This window comes from Tistlia consotensis USBA 355 (assembly GCF_900177295.1).
Lineage (GTDB): Bacteria > Pseudomonadota > Alphaproteobacteria > Kiloniellales > DSM-21159 > Tistlia > Tistlia consotensis.
Window position 1 is genome coordinate 138,584 of the sequence record NZ_FWZX01000002.1, and the last position, 16,014, is coordinate 154,597.

16 protein-coding genes are annotated in these 16,014 nt (G+C 71.4%); 9 read left to right on the top strand and 7 right to left on the bottom strand.

Annotation, left to right across the window (positions count from 1 at the left end):
- Positions 1–83 precede the first annotated feature (83 nt).
- The 5 genes from B9O00_RS04245 to wrbA form a co-directional block, all read right to left on the bottom strand.
- Positions 84–665, bottom strand: a complete 582-nt coding sequence (locus tag B9O00_RS04245; RefSeq protein ID WP_085121201.1) for a YceI family protein — start codon at positions 663–665, stop codon at positions 84–86.
- Between the two features lie 88 nt (positions 666–753).
- The gene (locus B9O00_RS04250; RefSeq protein WP_085121202.1) at positions 754–1,320 is read right to left on the bottom strand and encodes a cytochrome b; all 567 of its coding nucleotides are present in this window, start codon (positions 1,318–1,320) and stop codon (positions 754–756) included.
- A gap of 91 nt (positions 1,321–1,411) precedes the next feature.
- Complete coding sequence (locus B9O00_RS04255) at positions 1,412–2,383, bottom strand: glutathione S-transferase family protein (RefSeq protein WP_085121203.1); 972 nt, start codon at positions 2,381–2,383, stop codon at positions 1,412–1,414.
- 70 nt (positions 2,384–2,453) lie between these two features.
- Positions 2,454–3,170: a pirin family protein gene (locus B9O00_RS04260; RefSeq protein ID WP_085121204.1), complete on the bottom strand. Its 717-nt coding sequence runs from the start codon at positions 3,168–3,170 to the stop codon at positions 2,454–2,456.
- A gap of 67 nt (positions 3,171–3,237) precedes the next feature.
- Positions 3,238–3,837 (bottom strand): NAD(P)H:quinone oxidoreductase, encoded by a 600-nt coding sequence (wrbA, locus tag B9O00_RS04265; protein ID WP_085121205.1) that lies wholly within the window; start codon positions 3,835–3,837, stop codon positions 3,238–3,240.
- Between the two features lie 163 nt (positions 3,838–4,000).
- Between wrbA and B9O00_RS04270 the strand changes: the two genes are divergently transcribed.
- Both B9O00_RS04270 and B9O00_RS04275 read left to right on the top strand, forming a co-directional pair.
- Positions 4,001–4,936, top strand: a complete 936-nt coding sequence (locus B9O00_RS04270; protein ID WP_085121206.1) for a LysR family transcriptional regulator — start codon at positions 4,001–4,003, stop codon at positions 4,934–4,936.
- A gap of 140 nt (positions 4,937–5,076) precedes the next feature.
- The gene (locus tag B9O00_RS04275) at positions 5,077–6,900 is read left to right on the top strand and encodes a B12-binding domain-containing radical SAM protein (protein ID WP_085121207.1); all 1,824 of its coding nucleotides are present in this window, start codon (positions 5,077–5,079) and stop codon (positions 6,898–6,900) included.
- A gap of 51 nt (positions 6,901–6,951) precedes the next feature.
- Here the strand turns inward: B9O00_RS04275 and B9O00_RS04280 are convergent, their stop codons facing one another.
- Positions 6,952–7,293: a hypothetical protein gene (locus tag B9O00_RS04280; RefSeq protein ID WP_085121208.1), complete on the bottom strand. Its 342-nt coding sequence runs from the start codon at positions 7,291–7,293 to the stop codon at positions 6,952–6,954.
- A gap of 109 nt (positions 7,294–7,402) precedes the next feature.
- Complete coding sequence (locus tag B9O00_RS04285) at positions 7,403–7,816, bottom strand: hypothetical protein (RefSeq protein ID WP_143596139.1); 414 nt, start codon at positions 7,814–7,816, stop codon at positions 7,403–7,405.
- A gap of 298 nt (positions 7,817–8,114) precedes the next feature.
- Between B9O00_RS04285 and B9O00_RS04290 the strand changes: the two genes are divergently transcribed.
- From B9O00_RS04290 to B9O00_RS04320, 7 genes are all read left to right on the top strand, one after another.
- Positions 8,115–9,368, top strand: a complete 1,254-nt coding sequence (locus B9O00_RS04290) for a saccharopine dehydrogenase family protein (protein WP_085121210.1) — start codon at positions 8,115–8,117, stop codon at positions 9,366–9,368.
- A 51-nt stretch (positions 9,369–9,419) separates the two neighbouring features.
- Entirely contained in the window at positions 9,420–10,541 is a 1,122-nt protein-coding gene (locus B9O00_RS04295; RefSeq protein ID WP_085121211.1) for an ABC transporter substrate-binding protein, read from the top strand.
- Positions 10,542–10,618: 77 nt separating this feature from the next.
- Entirely contained in the window at positions 10,619–11,719 is a 1,101-nt protein-coding gene (locus tag B9O00_RS04300; protein ID WP_085121443.1) for an ABC transporter ATP-binding protein, read from the top strand.
- Positions 11,716–12,600, top strand: a complete 885-nt coding sequence (locus B9O00_RS04305; protein ID WP_159460102.1) for an ABC transporter permease — start codon at positions 11,716–11,718, stop codon at positions 12,598–12,600. Before B9O00_RS04300 ends, B9O00_RS04305 begins: the two co-directional genes overlap by 4 nt.
- Positions 12,601–12,603: 3 nt before the next feature.
- Positions 12,604–13,380 carry an ABC transporter permease gene (locus B9O00_RS04310; RefSeq protein ID WP_085121213.1) on the top strand — a complete coding sequence of 259 codons (777 nt, stop codon included), beginning with the start codon at positions 12,604–12,606 and terminating at the stop codon, positions 13,378–13,380.
- Between the two features lie 44 nt (positions 13,381–13,424).
- Complete coding sequence (gene dctP, locus B9O00_RS04315) at positions 13,425–14,624, top strand: TRAP transporter substrate-binding protein DctP (RefSeq protein WP_085121214.1); 1,200 nt, start codon at positions 13,425–13,427, stop codon at positions 14,622–14,624.
- Positions 14,624–15,967, top strand: coding sequence for an MmgE/PrpD family protein (locus B9O00_RS04320; RefSeq protein WP_085121215.1), 1,344 nt, complete (start codon positions 14,624–14,626; stop codon positions 15,965–15,967). The genes dctP and B9O00_RS04320 overlap by 1 nt, the downstream gene beginning before the upstream one ends.
- Positions 15,968–16,014 lie beyond the last annotated feature (47 nt).

The window sequence follows — 16,014 nt, forward strand, 5'->3', positions numbered from 1 at the left end:
GATGGCGAGGTCGCTGTCGAGCTGCTCGCCGAGGGCGGCGGCGAGCCGGACGAGCATAGCGGTTTCCTTCGCCCGTGGCCGGGCTATTCGGCGCGGGTCGCGACCAGCTCGAAGACGATGGTGACGGCGTCGCCGACCATCCCGGTGTCGTGCCACTGGCCCTGGCCGACACCGTAGTCGAGGCGGCGGATGCCGAGCCGGCCCGAGGCCGACGCCCTGCCGTCCGCGATCGTCAGCGAGAAGGGCAGCACCACGTCGCGGGTGACGTCGCGCAGGGTCAGCTGGCCGCGCGCCTCGTAGCGATCCGCGCCGGTCGCGGCGATCTCGTCGGCCAGGAACCGGCCCTCGGGATAGTCGGCGACGTCGAACAGCGACGCCGAGCGCAGCAGTTCGTCGCGCTGGTCGGAGCCGGTGTCGGCACTGGCGAGGTTGATGACGACCGCGACGGTGCTGTGCGCGAGGTCGCCCGGATCGAAGGCGATCTCGGCGGTCCAGCGGGCGAAGCGGCCCTCGTAGCGGCTGCCCGACTGCTCGAACAGGAAGCCGAGCCGGCTGTGCGCCGGGTCGACGGTCCAGAGCACCGGCGCCTGGGCCGCCGCCGGCACGGCGGGGCCGAGGCCGAGCAGCAGGAGGAGGAGGAGGAGGACGGCGGGCCGGCGCATCATCGCCGCCCGTGTCGCGCGGCGGGCAGCATGCGCGCCAGCACCTCGTCCCTCAGCAGGAGGAGGAGGAGGAGGACGGCGGGCCGGCGCATCATCGCCGCCCGTGTCGCGCGGCGGGCAGCATGCGCGCCAGCACCTCGTCCCTCAGCAGGAGGTGGTGGCGCAGGGCGGCGGCGACGTGGAGGGCGACGAGGGCGAGGAAGCTCCAGCCGATCAGGAAGTGCGCGGTGCCGAGCAGGGCGTCGAGCGTGCGGTCGGGGCCGAGCGGGCTCGGCAGGGTGACGGCGAGGAACAGCACCGTCGGAAAGCCCGAGACGAAGCCCTGCGCCAGCCCGACCAGCGGCTGGACGATCAGCAGCAGGTAGAGCGCGGCGTGGCTGGCCCGGGCCGCCTGCCGCTCCCAGTCCGGCAGCTGCGCCGGCAGGGGCGGCGGCGGCGAGACCCGGCGCCAGGCGAGGCGCAGCAGGGCGAGGAGCAGGATCGTGACGCCCAGGGTCTTGTGCAGGTTGACCAGCACGAACTGCTGCTTCGAGAAGGGCTCGACCAGGCGGTCCATCCAGAAGGCCAGCGGGAACTGCAGCAGCACCAGGAGGGCGATCAGCCAGTGGAAGGCCTGCGCCGTGCCGCCGTAGCGGGTCGCGGGGTGACGGGACGCCATGCGGTCTCCTCGGGCCGTTCGGCCGTCGGCACAGCGTCGGGCGCCGGCGACGCCGCGTCAACTCGCGGTGGCAGGGGGAGGCGGCGGCGGCTCAGCCGCGGCCGTGCGGCTCGGCGAAGTCGATCTCGGGGCCGAGCGGCACGATGCCGGTCGGATTCACCGTCGGGTGGCTGCCGTAGTAGTGGTGCTTGATGTGATGGAGGTCGACCGTGCCCGCGACGCCCGGCTGCTGGTAGAGCTCGCGGGTGTAGGGCCAGAGGTTGGGGAAGTCGACCAGCCGCTTCAGGTTGCACTTGAAGTGGCCGTGGTAGACCGGGTCGAAGCGCAGCAGCGTGGTGAACAGGCGCCAGTCGGCCTCGGTGATCCGCCCGCCGGCGAGGTAGCGCCGCTCGGCGAGCAGGCCGTCGAGCCAGGACAGGCTGTCGAACAGCGGCAGCACGGCCTGCTCGTAGGCGGCCTGGCTGGTCGCGAAGCCGGCCTTGTAGACGCCGTTGTTGACCGTGTCGTAGACGCGCGCGTTGATGCGGTCGATCTCGTCGCGCAGCGGCTCGGGATAGTAGTCGCCCTCGGCGGCGCCGAGGCCGTCGAAGGCCGAGTTCAGCATGCGGACGATCTCGGCCGATTCGTTGCTGACGATGGTGCCGCGCCGCTTGTCCCAGAGCACCGGCACGGTGGCGCGGCCGCTGTAGCCGGGCTTCGCCTTGACGTAGAGCTGCCAGAGGTGGTCCAGGCCGAAGAGCCTGTCGCCCGTCCCGCCGTCCTCGGCCAGGAAGCGCCAGCCGCCCTTGCCCATGTGCCAGTGCACGACGGAGACGTCGATCGCCTCCTCCAGGCCCTTGAGCGCGCGGAGGATCAGCGTGCGGTGGGCCCAGGGGCAGGCCAGCGAGACGTAGAGGTGGTAGCGGCCGGGCTCGGCCGCGAAGCCGCCCTCGCCCGTCGGGCCGGCCGCGCCGTCGGCGGTCACCCAGTTGCGGAAGGCGCTGTCCTGCCGCACGAAACGGCCGCCGCTCGACTTGGTGTCGTACCATTCGTCGTGCCAGGCGCCGTCGACCAGCAGGCCCATCGTCCCGTCCTCTTGCCGCTTTTCCTCGCAAGGGGAACGGGCCCGGAGCGGGCCCGTTCCAGCCGTGCCGTCAGGCCCTGACGTCGGCGATGACGATCTCGGCGTCCTCGTCGGCCGTCACGGTCACGCCCTCGGTCTGGCGCAGCACCGCACCGTCGCGGGTGCCGAGCGTGACGCTGTCGCCCTCGGCGTCGGTCACCGTCACCGTGCCGAGCGCCGCCACCAGATAGGCCTGGCGGTCGGCGCCGAGCCTGTGCTCGACGCTCTGGCCCCGCTTCAGGGTCGCGCCGAGCACCGCCGCGTCGGCGTTGATCGGCAGGGCCGCCTCGTGGCCCTTGCGGCCCGAGGCCAGGGCGACCAGCTCGCCGGCCCGCTCGGCCTTCGGGAAGCGCCGGGCATCCCAGCGCGGCGTCGCGCCGGCGACCTCCGGCCGGATCCAGATCTGGTAGATCTGCGTCGGCTCGGACTCGAGGTTGAACTCGGCGTGCATGATGCCCTTGCCGGCCGACATGACCTGGACGTCGCCGGCCTCGGTGCGGCCCTCGTTGCCGAGGTGGTCGCGGTGGCTGATCGCCCCCTTTCGGACATAGGTGATGATCTCCATGTCGCGGTGGCCGTGCAGGTCGAAGCCGGTCTGCGGCTCGATCGTGTCGTCGTTCCAGACCAGCAGGGGGCCGACGCCGCTGCGGCGCGGGTCGTGGTAGCCGGCGAAGCTGAAGTGGTAGCGCGCGGCCAGCCAGTCGTTGTCGAAGCGGCCGAGCGATTCGAAGGGTCGCAGGTCGATCATGGTCGTTGCTCCAACCGGGCCGGCCCCTCTGGCCGGCCCTCTCTCGTTATCGTGCCGAACGGGTGTCTCACCCGTGCAGCTTCTTCGCGATCCCGGCGACGTGGCGCCCCTGGAAGCGGGCCTGGCCGAGCTCGTTCTCGCTGGCCTGGCGGCTGCCGTCGGGGCCGGCCAGCATGCCGGCGCCGAGCGGGCTGCCGCCGCGCGGCTGGCTGATGTCGAGCAGCTCCTGGGCCGCGTAGGGCAGGCCGACGATCACCATGCCCTGATGGGCCAGGGTCGGCCAGAAGGTCAGGATCGTCGTCTCGTTGCCGCCGCCGGTCGCCGTCGAGGTGAAGACGCTGGCGACCTTGCCGATCAGCTTGCCGCCCAGCCAGTGGCCGCCGGTCTGGTCGAGGAAGGTGCGCATCTGGCCGGCCATGTTGCCGAAGCGGGTCGGCGTGCCGAAGATGATCGCGTCGTAGTCCGGCAGCTCGGCCACCGTCGCCTCGGGCACGTCGTGCTCGACCTTGGCGCCGATCTTCTCCAGCGCCTCGCGCGGCATCGTCTCGGGCACGCGCTTCAGCGTCACCTCGACGCCCTCGACGCTCGCGGCACCCTCGGCCACGCTCTTCGCCATCGTCTCGATATGGCCGTACATCGAGTAGTAGAGCACCAGGACCTTGGCCATCGTTCGCTTTCCCTTGTTCTGCACCGCCTGCCGGAGTGCCGACGGCGTCGCGTTTCGAAGTCGAATGGATAAGTCGTGCGTTTCCTGGAAAAGATAATAGAGTGCGGAAGAACCGGATCGTTTCCCTGAGGAAACGCATGGGCTGTCGCGAGCGCACCGAACGATGCAGGACCATCTCGCCGCCATGGCGGTCTTCGCCCAGGTCGTCGAGTCCGGCGGCTTCTCGCTGGCCGGGCGCCAGCTCGGGCTCTCCAAGTCGGCCGTCTCCAAGGCGGTCGCGCGGCTCGAGGATCATCTCGGCACGCGGCTCATCAACCGCACGACGCGCAAGCTGTCGCTGACCGAGGCCGGGCGCTCGTTCTACGAGGGCTGCCGGCGGATGCTGGCCGAGGCCGAGGCCGCCGAGCGCGCGGTCACCCACCTGACCGACGCGCCGCGCGGCGTGCTGCGGCTCAACGCGCCGATGTCCTTCGGGGTCCGCCATCTCTCGCCCTGCCTCGGCGAGTTCATGGGCGGCTATCCCGAGCTGGAGATCGACCTGACCCTGGAGGACCGGCGGGTCGACCTGGTCGAGGAGGGCTACGACCTGGCGATCCGCATCGGCGTGATGCCGGATTCCAGCCTGGTCGCCCGCCGGCTCGGGCCCAATCCGCGGGTCATCTGCGCGGCGCCGGCCTACCTGGAGCGGCGCGGCGTGCCGACACGGCCCGAGGCGCTGTCCGGCCACGACTGCCTGCTCTACCACTACCAGACCTCGGGCGACAGCTGGCGCCTCAGGCCGCGACGGGCGCCGGACGGCAGCGGCGGCGGCGAGGTCACGGTGCGCGTCAAGGGGCGGCTCAAGGTCAACAACGGCGACAGCCTGCGCGAGGCGGCGCTGGCCGGCCTCGGCATCGCCCACCTGCCGGCCTTCATCATCTGCGAGGACCTGGACGCCGGGCGCCTGGTGCCGTTGCTGGAGGACTACGACGACGTCGCCGACGGCGGCGTCTACGCCGTCTATCCGGCGAGCCGCAACCTCTCGCCCAAGGTCCGCGTGTTCATCGACTTCCTGGCCGAGCGCTTCCAGCGCCGGCCCTATTGGCGCGACGGCGCATAGATCAGATCCGCTTCTCCAGGGCCGTCCGGTCACGGCCCGATTCCGCCAAGCGGCAGGTTTACTTTGGTTCCGCTACGCTCGCGATGGTATAAGCACGCCAGCGACAGCGTCCTTTACTTAGCGACATGAAAGGGGACCGAATGACCCTTGCCGCCGAGCCTGCCGCCGGGATCGCCAAGCGGACCTTCCGCGTCGTCCTGATCAAGCCGTCGCACTACGACGACGATGGCTACGTCATCCAGTGGTGGAAGGCCTGGATCCCCTCGAACTCGCTGGCCTCGCTCTATGCCCTGGCGCGCGACCTGGGCGAGAAGCGCGCGCTCGGCGACGACGTCGAGATGGTCATCGAGGCCTACGACGAGATGAACACGGTGCTGCCGATCGCCAGGATCGCGGACCGCCTGCTCGCCGAGGGCAACGTCGGCCTGGTCTGCCTGACCGGCGTGCAGTCGAACCAGTTCCCGCGGGCCATGGATCTGGCCCGGCAGTTCCGCGAGCGCGGCGTCCAGGTCGCGGTCGGCGGCTTCCACGTCTCCGGCTGCCTGTCGATGCTGCCCGAGCCGCCGGCCGACCTGAAGGAGGCCATGGCGCTCGGCGTCTCGATCTTCGCCGGCGAGGCCGAGCACCGCCTGGACGAGGTCTTCGCCGACGCCCTGAAGGGTGAGCTGAAGCCGGTCTACAACTACCTCTCGGACCTGCCGGCGCTGCAGCAGGCGATCACGCCCTTCCTGCCGGCCGAGCTGGTGCAGAAGTACGACGGCGTGATCTCCTCCTTCGACGCCGGGCGCGGCTGTCCCTTCCAGTGCTCCTTCTGCACGATCATCAACGTCCAGGGCCGCAAGTCGCGCTGGCGCGACGCCGACGACATCGAGCGGCTGGTCCGCCAGAACCGCGAGCAGGGCATCTGGCGCTTCTTCATCACCGACGACAACTTCGCCCGGAACAAGAACTGGGAAGCGATCTTCGACCGGCTGATCGAGCTCAAGGAGCGCGACGGCCTGGAGGTGCGCTTCCTGATCCAGGTCGACACGCTCTGCCACAAGTCGCCGGGCTTCGTGGAGAAGGCGGCGCGCGCCGGCTGCACCCACGTCTTCATCGGCCTGGAGAACATCAATCCGGACAACCTGGTCGCGATGAAGAAGAACCAGAACCGGATCACCGAGTACCGGCGCATGTTCCAGATGTGGAAGGAGGCCGGGGTCATCACCTACGCCGGCTACATCCTGGGCCTGCCCGGCGACACGCCCGAGACCATCAAGCGCGACATCGAGATCGTCCAGCGCGAGATCCCGGTCGACCTGCTCGAGTTCACCATCCTGACGCCGCTGCCCGGCTCGGAGGACCACCAGAGGCTGACCCGCGAGGGCATCTGGATGGACCCCGACATGAACAAGTACGACCTGGAGCACGTCACCACCGAGCATCCGAAGATGTCGAGGGAGGTCTGGCAGCAGACCTACCGGGAGGTCTGGCGCTGGTACTACACCGACGAGCACGTTGCGCGGATGATGAGGCGCAACGTGCGCTACGGCATCAAGCCGGTCAGGATCTGGCACGGCGTGCTGCAGATCTACTGCGCCATGCGCTACGAGGGGGTGCATCCGCAGCAGTGCGGCTATTTCCGCTACAAGCTGCGCAGCCAGCGCCGTCCGAGCCTGCCGCGCGAATCGATCCTGGCGTTCTACCCGAAGCGCGCCTGGGAGATCCTCGCGACCTACGGCGGCATGGGCCTCTACCTCTGGCGCATCCACCGGATCCGCAAGCGCATCCAGAAGGACCCGGCAAGCAGGAGCTACACCGACCTGGCGATCACCCACGTCGAGGACGCCGAGGGCGAGGATCTCGAGATGTTCGAGCTCAACGACGCCTCGCGTGCCGCGGTCGAGAAGGCCAAGCGCCAGGCCGCCGGCCGCAAGGGGAACGCCCCGGCGGAGGCCGAGGTGCCGGTCGAGGCCGCGGAATAGCGGCGGTTCCGGCCGGCGTCGCCGCCGGCCGGTCGCCTTCCCGCTCCGCCGTCAGGCCGCCTGCGCGTGGTCGTCGCGACGGGCCGGCGACCGATGGCCGCTCGACGGGCCGAAGGTCGTGCTCTTCTCCACCCGATAGGCACGCCAGCCCAGCCAGGCGGCGAGCGGCAGGGTCGCGACGATGCCGACCAGTCCGGCGCCGGCCTCGCCGCTGCCGTGCAGCCCGACCAGCGAGGCGCCGCCCCAGAACAGGGCGCCGGTGGTCAGGCAGATGGTGGTGCCGGTGACGACGAAGACGGTGGCGCCGGCGAAGACGGCGCGGGCGAAGGGGGTGGTCGGGTTTTCCGACCCTGCGGAGGCGCCGCGCGGCGCCGTGTGATGGCTTCTGGACATGTCTCTCGTTCCACGAGGTCCCGCGCCGCGATGGGAGCGGCGCGGCGCGGGAGGATTGTCTTCTCGGTAGGGCGGCGGCGGGTCCGGCCCGGCGCCGGCCGGTCGCGGCTCAGGCCGCGACGGAGGCTGCCGGCGGGCCGCGGTTGCGCTGGGCGCCGGCGGCCGGCGGCAGGCAGCGGCTCCCTTCGCCGATCGGCAGGCGGAGCCGCACGAGGCCCGGAACCGGCAGGGCCGGTGCCTGGGCCGGCAGCAGCGCGCCGCCATCGTCGTCCGGCTGGGCCGTGCCGCTGCGCAGCTCGCGCTGCTTCTCGAGCGACGGGCTGAGCCGGACCCGCTCGGGCAGGATCGAGGCGCCGACGGGGCCGCCGGCGTCGGCCTGGAGCTGCGGCGTGCCCGGCCGCGCCTGCGGTGCGGCACGCAGGCCCACGCCGCCGTCCGACAGGGACGGCAGGAAGACCGCCAGCAGAAGCAAGGCGGTCAGGCGCTGCAGCACGCGGCTCATGGTCCGCCCAAGATAGATCATCCCGCCGCCAGCGGCGAGCCGCTCCGCAGGGCGCGGCAGCGCGCCGCGTCCTCTATTCCCTCCGGGAAATGTCCGGATCGCCCGGAGCGCCTTCTCCCGGGGGAGACAGGGCACGGCTGCCTCCGGAGGTGGTGGAAAGCCGTCGACAGTGTCGCCCTGCGGTCATCTTAGGAATTTTTTCGGATGGCGGCGGTCGATAGGATCACTTTTAGTTTCCTGTCAGGACATTTCTGCGCCACGATAGCCTCCGTCACGGTGGCCGCGGGCGTTCCCGCGGCCGGAGCGAGCGGGAGGCGGGGTGCCGGATCGGAAGTACAAGGTCATGGTCGTTGGCCTGGGCCTGCAGGGGCGCGCGGTGCTGCACGACCTGCTGAGGCAGCCGGCGGTCGAGCAGGTCCACGGCGTCGACCTGGCCAGCGGTCCTGCCGCGCGCTGGGCCGAGCGCAACGCGCTGCCGGGCCACCGCACGCTGTCCGACCTCGACTGCTCCGACAAGGCGCGGCTGGTCGCGGCGATCCGCGACGCGCAGGTCGACCTGGTCGCCTGCATGGTCAGCCCCGCGCTGTCCCACGGCGTCGCCGAGGCCTGCATCGAGGTCGGCATCCCCTTCGTCAGCTCCAGCTACACCGGCACCCTGGCGCGGCTCGACGGCGCGGCACGGGCGGCCGGCGTCACGGTTCTGCCGGAGATGGGCTTCGATCCCGGCATCGACCTGATCATGGCGCGCGAGGCCGTGGCCGAGTTCGATTCGGTGCTGGGGCTCTACTCCTACGGCGCCGGCTTCCCGGAGCCGGCGGCCTGCGACAACCCGCTGAACTACAAGGTCACCTGGACCTTCGACGGCGTGCTCGCCTCCTATTGCCGCGACTTCCGGATGATCGTCGACGGGCAGGAGCGGCGGGGCAGCGGCGCGCGGCTGTACCACGCGGCCCAGCTGCACGAGCTTGAGGTGCCCGGCTTCGGCACCATGGAGGCCTACCCGAACGGCGACGCGGTGCACTACGCCTCGATCTTCGACATCCAGGCGAGCGTGCGCGACATGGGGCGCTTCGCGCTGCGCTGGCCGGGCCACAACGCGACCTGGCGCCTGCTCGCCGATCTCGGCCTGCTCGACGATGCGCCGCCCCAGGGCGGTCGGGCGGGCGAGGGGGCGGGGCCGAGTCCGCGCCAGTTCCTGGCCAGGCATCTGGAGCCGCGCCTGCAGTTCCGCGACGACGAGCGGGACGTCGCGATGATCGTCGTCGACGCCTGGGGCCGGCGGAACGGGCGCGAGGAGCGCGTCGTCTACCGCGTGGTCGACCGGCGCGACCTCGAGACCGGGCTGTTCGCGATGAACCGCGCGGTCGGCTACAGCGTCGCCATCGGGGTCCAGCTGGTGCTCGACGGGACGGTGCGGGGCGGCGGCGTGCTGTCGCCGGTCGCCCACGTGCCCGGAGCGCGCTTCTTCCAGGAACTGGCGCGGCGCGGCATCGCCGTCGAGCGCGAGACCGCCGAGGTGGCGGAGCACCCGGCGCGCCGGGTCGCGGCGGCCACCGCCGCGGCCGCGGAATAGGCCGGAAGCGAACGACAAGCAAGAAGCGGTACCAACGAACAGGAGGCTGAGATGTCCAAGCGAGAACTGGTTTCCAGGCGGCGGATCGGCGCCGGCCCGACGCGGCGCGACTTCATGAGGACGGCGGCCGGGATTGCGGCCGGGGCCGCGGTCGGCGGGCTGGCGCTGCCGGCCGTGGTGCGCGCCGAGGACAAGATCGAGGGCGAGCTGCTCGTCGAGACCTTCGGCGGCGAGTATTCGGACGCGGTGCAGAAGTACGTCGTCGCGCCCTTCGAGGCGAAGTACCCGGTCAAGGTCAAGCTCGCCAACTTCGGCAGCTCCAGCGAGCAGCTGGCCAAGATCCAGGCCGGCAACGCCCGGGTCGACGTCTCCTGGTTCGGCGACAGCCGGGTCTACCTGGCGATCAAGAGCAGCGCGATCCTGCCGCTGCGCCTGGAGAACATCCCCAACTTCGGCCAGCAGCACGAGAAGTTCCAGCATCCGGCCTACGAGGTCGGCGACGGCAGGAACTACAGCTCGGCGATGGTCTGGGGCGACCGGGCGATCGCCTACAACAGCGACAAGATCGCGACCAGGCCGGTCTCCTGGGACGCGCTGCTCGATCCGCAGTGGAAGGGCCGCGTCGCGCTCAAGGGCTCGAGCTCGGCGATGGTCCAGATCGGCGCCCTGATGACCGGCCAGGACTTCAACGCCATCAAGGACCTGGACGCGATCGAGAAGAAGCTGAAGGCGCTCAAGCCGAACCTGCTGAAGTACTGGGGCAGCGGCTCCGAGCTGACCCAGCTGTTCGCCACCGGCGAGGTCTGGATCGCCGACTTCTGGCGCGGCCGGGTCAACAAGCTGAAGGAGGACGGCACGCCGATGGGCTACGTCGTGCCCAAGGAGGGCGCGCCCTCCTGGGTCGACTGCGTGGTCGTGCCGCGGACCTGCGCGAACCGGCGGGCGGCCGAGGCCTTCATCGACATGTCGCTCGATCCCGAGGTGCAGAAGAACTTCGTCACCAAGGGCATCAACTACGCGCCCTCGAACGTCCACACGCAGCTCAGCGACGCGGAGCGCGAGCGGCTTGGCGCCTGGCCGGCGATCTTCGATTCGGCGGTCTTCGTCGACGCCGCCTACCAGGCCACGCACATCGACGAGTGGAACCAGATGGCGAACCGTGTCAAAGCCTGAGCGATGATCCCGGCCCCGCGCCCGGCGCGGGGCCGGCCTTCCCGCTTCCGAAACGCGTCAACGGGATGCAGGGCTGCATGACCGCCAGCGAGCTCGACGTCGAGCTGACCCACGTCTCCAAGTCCTTCGGCATGGTGCGCGCCGTCGACGACGTCTCCTTCGGCGTCGGCCGTGGCGAGTTCTTCTCGCTGCTCGGCCCGAGCGGCTGCGGCAAGACCACGATCATGCGCATGATCTCGGGCTTCGAGGCGCCGACCTCGGGCAGCCTGAAGATCCGCGGCCAGGACGTAGCCGCGCAGCCGCCGTTCCGGCGGCCGACCAACATGGTGTTCCAGCACCTGGCGCTGTTCCCGCACATGACGGTCGCCCAGAACATCGCCTTCGGGCTGGAGATGGAGCGCCTGCCGAAGGCCGAGATCGGCCGCCGCGTCGGCAGCGCGCTCGAGCTGGTGCACCTGGCCGGCTTCGACCGGCGCCGCGTGTCCCAGCTGTCGGGCGGCCAGCGCCAGCGCGTCGCGATCGCGCGTGCCCTGGTCAAGCGGCCCGCCGTGCTGCTGCTCGACGAGCCGCTCGGCGCGCTCGACCTCAAGCTGCGCGAGGAGATGCAGCTCGAGCTGAAGCGCATCCAGCGCGAGATCGGCACGACCTTCGTCTACGTCACGCACGACCAGAAGGAGGCGATCACCATGTCGGACCGGATCGCCGTCATCAACGGCGGCCGGATCGAGCAGCTCGACACGGTGAGCGCGATCTACGAGCGGCCGCGGACCGCCTTCGTCGCCGGCTTCATCGGCGAGACCAACCTGCTGCGCGGCCGCCTGGTCGAGGCCGGCGGCGAGACCGCGACCGTGGCGGTCGGCGAGGCCCGGCTGGCGGTGCGGCCGGAGGCGCCGCTGCCGCGCGACACCGAGGTGCTGGTCTCGCTGCGGCCCGAGAAGATCCGCCTCGGGCCGCCCCTGCCGGAGACCGCCAACCGGCTCGACGGCACGGTCGAGAGCATCGTCTACCTCGGCTCGCACACCCGCTACCGGGTGCAGGTGCCCGGCGTCGGCGGGCTCGACGTCGACGTCCAGAACGCCGAGCCGGCGGCGCCGCACGAGGCCGGCCGGCCGGTGACGCTCGGCTGGCAGCCGGCGGCCGCGGTCGTCATCCCGCAGCCGTCCGGGAGGGCGGAGTGAGCGCCGACGGCACCGCCGCCGCGACCGTGGCCCGGCGCGAGCGGCTGAAGCTGGCCGCCCACATCGGGCCGGGCACGCTGTGGCTGCTGGTCTTCTTCGTCGTGCCGGCCTTCATCGTCCTGAGGACCAGCTTCTATTCCTTCGTCGATGGCCAGATCGTCCCGCAGTTCACCCTCGAGAACTACCTCCGGGTGTTCCGCGAGCCGCTCTATGCCGAGGTCTTCGTCAAGAGCCTGGCCTACGGCCTGATCGTCGTCGCGATCGCGCTGCCGGTCGGCTATCCGGTCGCGCACTTCATCGCGCGCAAGGCGCGGCGCAACCGCGAGATCCTGTTCCTGGCGCTGATCATCCCCTTCTGGACCAGCATCGTCGTCCGGACCTACGCCTGGAAGATCCTGCTCGGCAACTCGGGGCTGGTGAACTACCTGCTGCAGAGCGCCGGGATCACCGACGAGCCGATCCGCTTCCTGTTCTCGCTGCCGGCCGTGCTGATCGGCCTGGTCCATGTCTTCCTGCCCTACATGATCCTGCCGATCTACGCCTCGCTGGAGAAGCAGGAGGCCGAGCTGGAGCAGGCGGCCCAGGACCTCGGCGCCAACCGCTTCCGGACCTTCGTGCGGATCACCTTCCCGCTGTCGCTGCCCGGCGTCGCCACCGGCTGCATGCTGGTCTTCATCATGACCGTCAGCTCCTACCTGACGCCGGACATCCTGGGCGGGCCCTCGCAGGCGATGATCTCCAACGTCATCCAGTCGGAGTACTTCGAGACCTACAACTGGCCGTTCGGCGGCGCCCTGTCGGTGACCTTCCTGGTCTTCTCGCTGGTCTTCTTCGCGATCTACAGCCGGCTGATCAAGCTGGACGGCGGGGCGGCGCACTGAGCCATGGTCAACGCGCTGCAGCGAGCCTGGACCCTGCTGGTCTACCTGTTCCTCTTCGCGCCGATCGTCATGGTCGTGATCATGAGCGTGAACCGCTCGCGCTACTCGGTCTTCCCGGTGCCGGGCTGGTCGCTCGACTGGTACCGCCAGGCGCTGTCGGACCCGAGCATCGTCGAGGCGCTGCGCACCAGCGCGGTCGTCGCGGTGATCGCCTCGGTCCTGGCGACCTCGATCGGCACGCTCGCCGCCGTCGCCCTGGTGCGCCTGCGCTTCCGCCTGCGCAAGGTCGCGCACGCCGCCTTCATGTCGCCGCTGATCATTCCCGAGATCATCATCGCCATCGCGCTGCTGACGCTCTCGACGACGCTCGACTTCCGCGGCGGCTACCCGATCGTCGTCGCCGGCCACGTGCTGATGGGCCTGCCCTTCGTGATCACCGTCGTCTCGGCCCGGCTCTACGGCTTCGACCAGTCGCTGGAGGAGGCCGCGCGCGACCTCGGCGCCGACGAGGTGAGGACCTTCCTCAGGGTGACGCTGCCCCTGGTGCTGCCCGGCGTGGTCGGCGGCCTGCTGCTCGCCTTCACGGTCTCGTTCGACAACTTCCTGGTGACCTTCATGGTCGCCGGCTCCGAGATCGTGACCATGCCGCTGAAGATCTATTCGATGCTGCGCTTCGAGTTCAGCCCGAAGATCCACGCGGCCTCGACGGTGATCATCTTCATCACGATCTCGCTGCTCTTCGTCTACAGGGCTTTGACACGCAAAGACCGCTACCTTTAGGAGCTGTCGTGGGGAATCCGGCAGGGGAGCAGACGAGCCAGGCGATGGCCGAGGGAAGCGCGACAGGGCTGGCGCCGGTGCCGCCGGCGCACAGCGAGGCGGAGATCCAGCGCAGCGTCGGCGCCCGGATCCGCGAGCTGCGCCTGTCGCTGTCGATGAAGTCGGTCGAGCTGGCGCGCCAGGCCGGGATCTCGCAGAGCCAGCTGTCGAAGATCGAGACCGGCAAGGCGACCCTCTCGATCAAGGTGCTCTCGCGGCTCTGCGAGGTGCTCAACCGGCCGCTCTACTACCTGTTCCAGAACGAGGAGAACGTGCCGCGGGTGCTCGGCACGCTGTCGACCGTCGAGGGGCCGGAGCGCCTGGCCTTCTCCTGGTTCGCCGAGGAGCTGGAGCGGCGCACCGAGGGCCGGATCTCGCTGATCCCGCTCAGCGCCTCCCAGCTCGGCAGCGGCACCGACCAGGTGCAGCGGCTGGCCGAGGGCGTGATCGACATGTTCATCGAGGACCTGTCGCACTACAGCCCGCTGGCGCCGCCGCTCGGCTTCCTGGCGGTGCCCTACAGCTTCGCCAGCTTCGAGCACCTGCGCGCCTTCCTGACCAGCCGCCACTTCGACGAGGCCGTGCGCAGGCCGCTGCTCGACCACAACATCCGGCTGCTCAACACGCGCTGGAGCTGGCGCCGCGGCATCGAGCTGGCGCTGGTCGGCCGCGAGACGGTGATCCAGCCGCGCGACGTCCGGGGCCGGCGGGTGCGCGTGCCGGACAGCGGGCCGGCGGCGGCGTTCTGGGCGCGACTCGGCGCGACGCCGGTCGTCATGCCGTGGCACGAGGTCGGCCAGGCGCTGGCGCGCGAGCAGATCGACCTGCTGCCGACCCACAAGACCCACATCACGCCGCTCGGCCTGTGCCGCCACGCGCGCTACGTGACGCTGCTCGGCGACATCTCGATGGCGATCGGCGTCGCCGTCAACGAGGCGAAGTTCCAGGCCCTGCCGCCGACCGTGCAGGACGCGGTGGTCGGCACCAGCATGGAGGCCGGCGAGCGCTTCACCAGCCGGGTCATCGAGGCCGAGAAGGACAACGAGGTCCGCAACATCGCCGAGAACGACGCGGTCTACCTGAAGGTCAACCTGAAGCCCTGGCAGGCGGCGGCGGCGAAGGCGCGCGAGGACCTGGTCGGGCGCGGCATCCTCGATCGGGCGACGCTCGCGGCGATCGAGGCCTGCCGGCCGGCAGCGTCCTGATGGCCCGGCCGACGGTCGCCGGCGGCCTGGCGCGCTTCCTGGCCGGCTTCGCCGCCGACGCGCTGCCGGATCCGGCGCGCGCGGCGGCGCGGCGCTGCCTCTTCGACCTGGTCGCCGCGGCGGCGGCCGGCGCCGGCGGCGCGGCGGCGCGCTCGGTGCGCGGCCTCGCCCTGGCGCGCGGCGGCCCGGGCGGCGTCTGGTTCGCCGCGGGCGGCGGCCCGCCCGAGCTGGCCGCGATGGCCAACGCGACCGCGGCCAGCGCGCTCGACATCGACGACGGCCACCGCGCGGCGGCCGGCCATCCGGGGGCGGCGGTGATCCCGGCGGCCCTGGCCGCCGCCGAGCGCGAAGGCAGCAGCGCCGGGCAGCTGCTGACCGCCGTCGTCCTGGGCTACGAGGTCGCGGTGCGCATCGCGGCCGCCCGCGACTTCGGCCGCCTCTACGCCCTGTCGAGCGGCCGCTGGTCGGGCTACGGCGTGGTCGCCGCGGCCGGCTGGCTGCGCGGCACGCCGGCGCCGGCGCTGGCGCAGGCGCTGGCCATGGCCGGCGAGCTCTCGCCCTGGCTGGTCGGCTCGGGCTACGGCGGCGACATGGGCAACCAGGTCAAGGAGGGCATCCCCTGGACCGTGCAGGGCGGCCTCGTGGCGCTGGAGCTGGCCGAGCGCGGCTTCACCGGGCCGCTCGACCTGCTCGACCACCCCGAGCACTACGACGGCGCCGCGATCCTGCGCGGCCTCGGCGAGAGCTTCGCCATCGAGGGCACCTACTTCAAGCCCTACGCCTGCTGCCGCTGGATCCACAGCGCCCTTGACGGGCTGCTGGCGATCCTGGCGGAGGAGGCCGTCGAGCCCGGCCGCATCGAGGCGATCCGGGTGCGCTGCGTGCGCCGCGCGGCGACCCTGACCAACAGCGCCGACCCCGACTGCGTCGAGAACGCCCAGTACAGCTTCCCCTACTGCCTCGCGCTCGCCGCCCTGGGCGGCGCCCGGGCGCTGCTGCCGCTCCGGGAGGAGTCGCTGCACCGGCCCGAGGTCGTCGCCCTGGCGCGCCGGGTCGAGCTGGAGGTCGATCCCGAGCTCGACGCCGCCTTCCCGGCCCGCTGCCCGGCCGAGGTCGAGCTGCTCGCCGGCGGCCGCCGGCTGACCCGGCGGGTCGACCTGGCGCTCGGCGATCCCGGCAATCCGCTCGGCGAGCGCGCGCATCTCCGCAAGTTCCTGGCGCTGACCGTGCCGGCGCTCGGCGCGGCGCCGGCCAAGCGGCTGGCGCGGGCCGTGCTCGGTCTCGGCCGCGGCGGCGAGCCCGCCGAGCTGCTGGCCGCCCTGCGGGCGCCGCTCGCCGGATAGCCTGCTCCGACATCGCGGGGCTGGGCGAAGGCACGCCCGGTGAGGCA

What these genes read in the sequence shown, in the direction of transcription:
- B9O00_RS04285 (WP_143596139.1), bottom strand. Translation starts at nt 7,816, where the DNA reads ATGATCTATCTTGGGCGGACCATGAGCCGCGTGCTGCAGCGCCTGACC.
- B9O00_RS04260 (WP_085121204.1), bottom strand. Translation starts at nt 3,170, where the DNA reads ATGATCGACCTGCGACCCTTCGAATCGCTCGGCCGCTTCGACAACGAC.
- B9O00_RS04255 (WP_085121203.1), bottom strand. Translation starts at nt 2,383, where the DNA reads ATGGGCCTGCTGGTCGACGGCGCCTGGCACGACGAATGGTACGACACC.
- B9O00_RS04270 (WP_085121206.1), top strand. Translation starts at nt 4,001, where the DNA reads ATGCAGGACCATCTCGCCGCCATGGCGGTCTTCGCCCAGGTCGTCGAG.
- B9O00_RS04300 (WP_085121443.1), top strand. Translation starts at nt 10,619, where the DNA reads ATGACCGCCAGCGAGCTCGACGTCGAGCTGACCCACGTCTCCAAGTCC.
- B9O00_RS04245 (WP_085121201.1), bottom strand. Translation starts at nt 665, where the DNA reads ATGATGCGCCGGCCCGCCGTCCTCCTCCTCCTCCTCCTGCTGCTCGGC.
- B9O00_RS04310 (WP_085121213.1), top strand. Translation starts at nt 12,604, where the DNA reads ATGGTCAACGCGCTGCAGCGAGCCTGGACCCTGCTGGTCTACCTGTTC.
- dctP (WP_085121214.1), top strand. Translation starts at nt 13,425, where the DNA reads ATGGCCGAGGGAAGCGCGACAGGGCTGGCGCCGGTGCCGCCGGCGCAC.
- B9O00_RS04280 (WP_085121208.1), bottom strand. Translation starts at nt 7,293, where the DNA reads ATGTCCAGAAGCCATCACACGGCGCCGCGCGGCGCCTCCGCAGGGTCG.
- B9O00_RS04275 (WP_085121207.1), top strand. Translation starts at nt 5,077, where the DNA reads ATGACCCTTGCCGCCGAGCCTGCCGCCGGGATCGCCAAGCGGACCTTC.
- B9O00_RS04295 (WP_085121211.1), top strand. Translation starts at nt 9,420, where the DNA reads ATGTCCAAGCGAGAACTGGTTTCCAGGCGGCGGATCGGCGCCGGCCCG.
- wrbA (WP_085121205.1), bottom strand. Translation starts at nt 3,837, where the DNA reads ATGGCCAAGGTCCTGGTGCTCTACTACTCGATGTACGGCCATATCGAG.
- B9O00_RS04250 (WP_085121202.1), bottom strand. Translation starts at nt 1,320, where the DNA reads ATGGCGTCCCGTCACCCCGCGACCCGCTACGGCGGCACGGCGCAGGCC.
- B9O00_RS04320 (WP_085121215.1), top strand. Translation starts at nt 14,624, where the DNA reads ATGGCCCGGCCGACGGTCGCCGGCGGCCTGGCGCGCTTCCTGGCCGGC.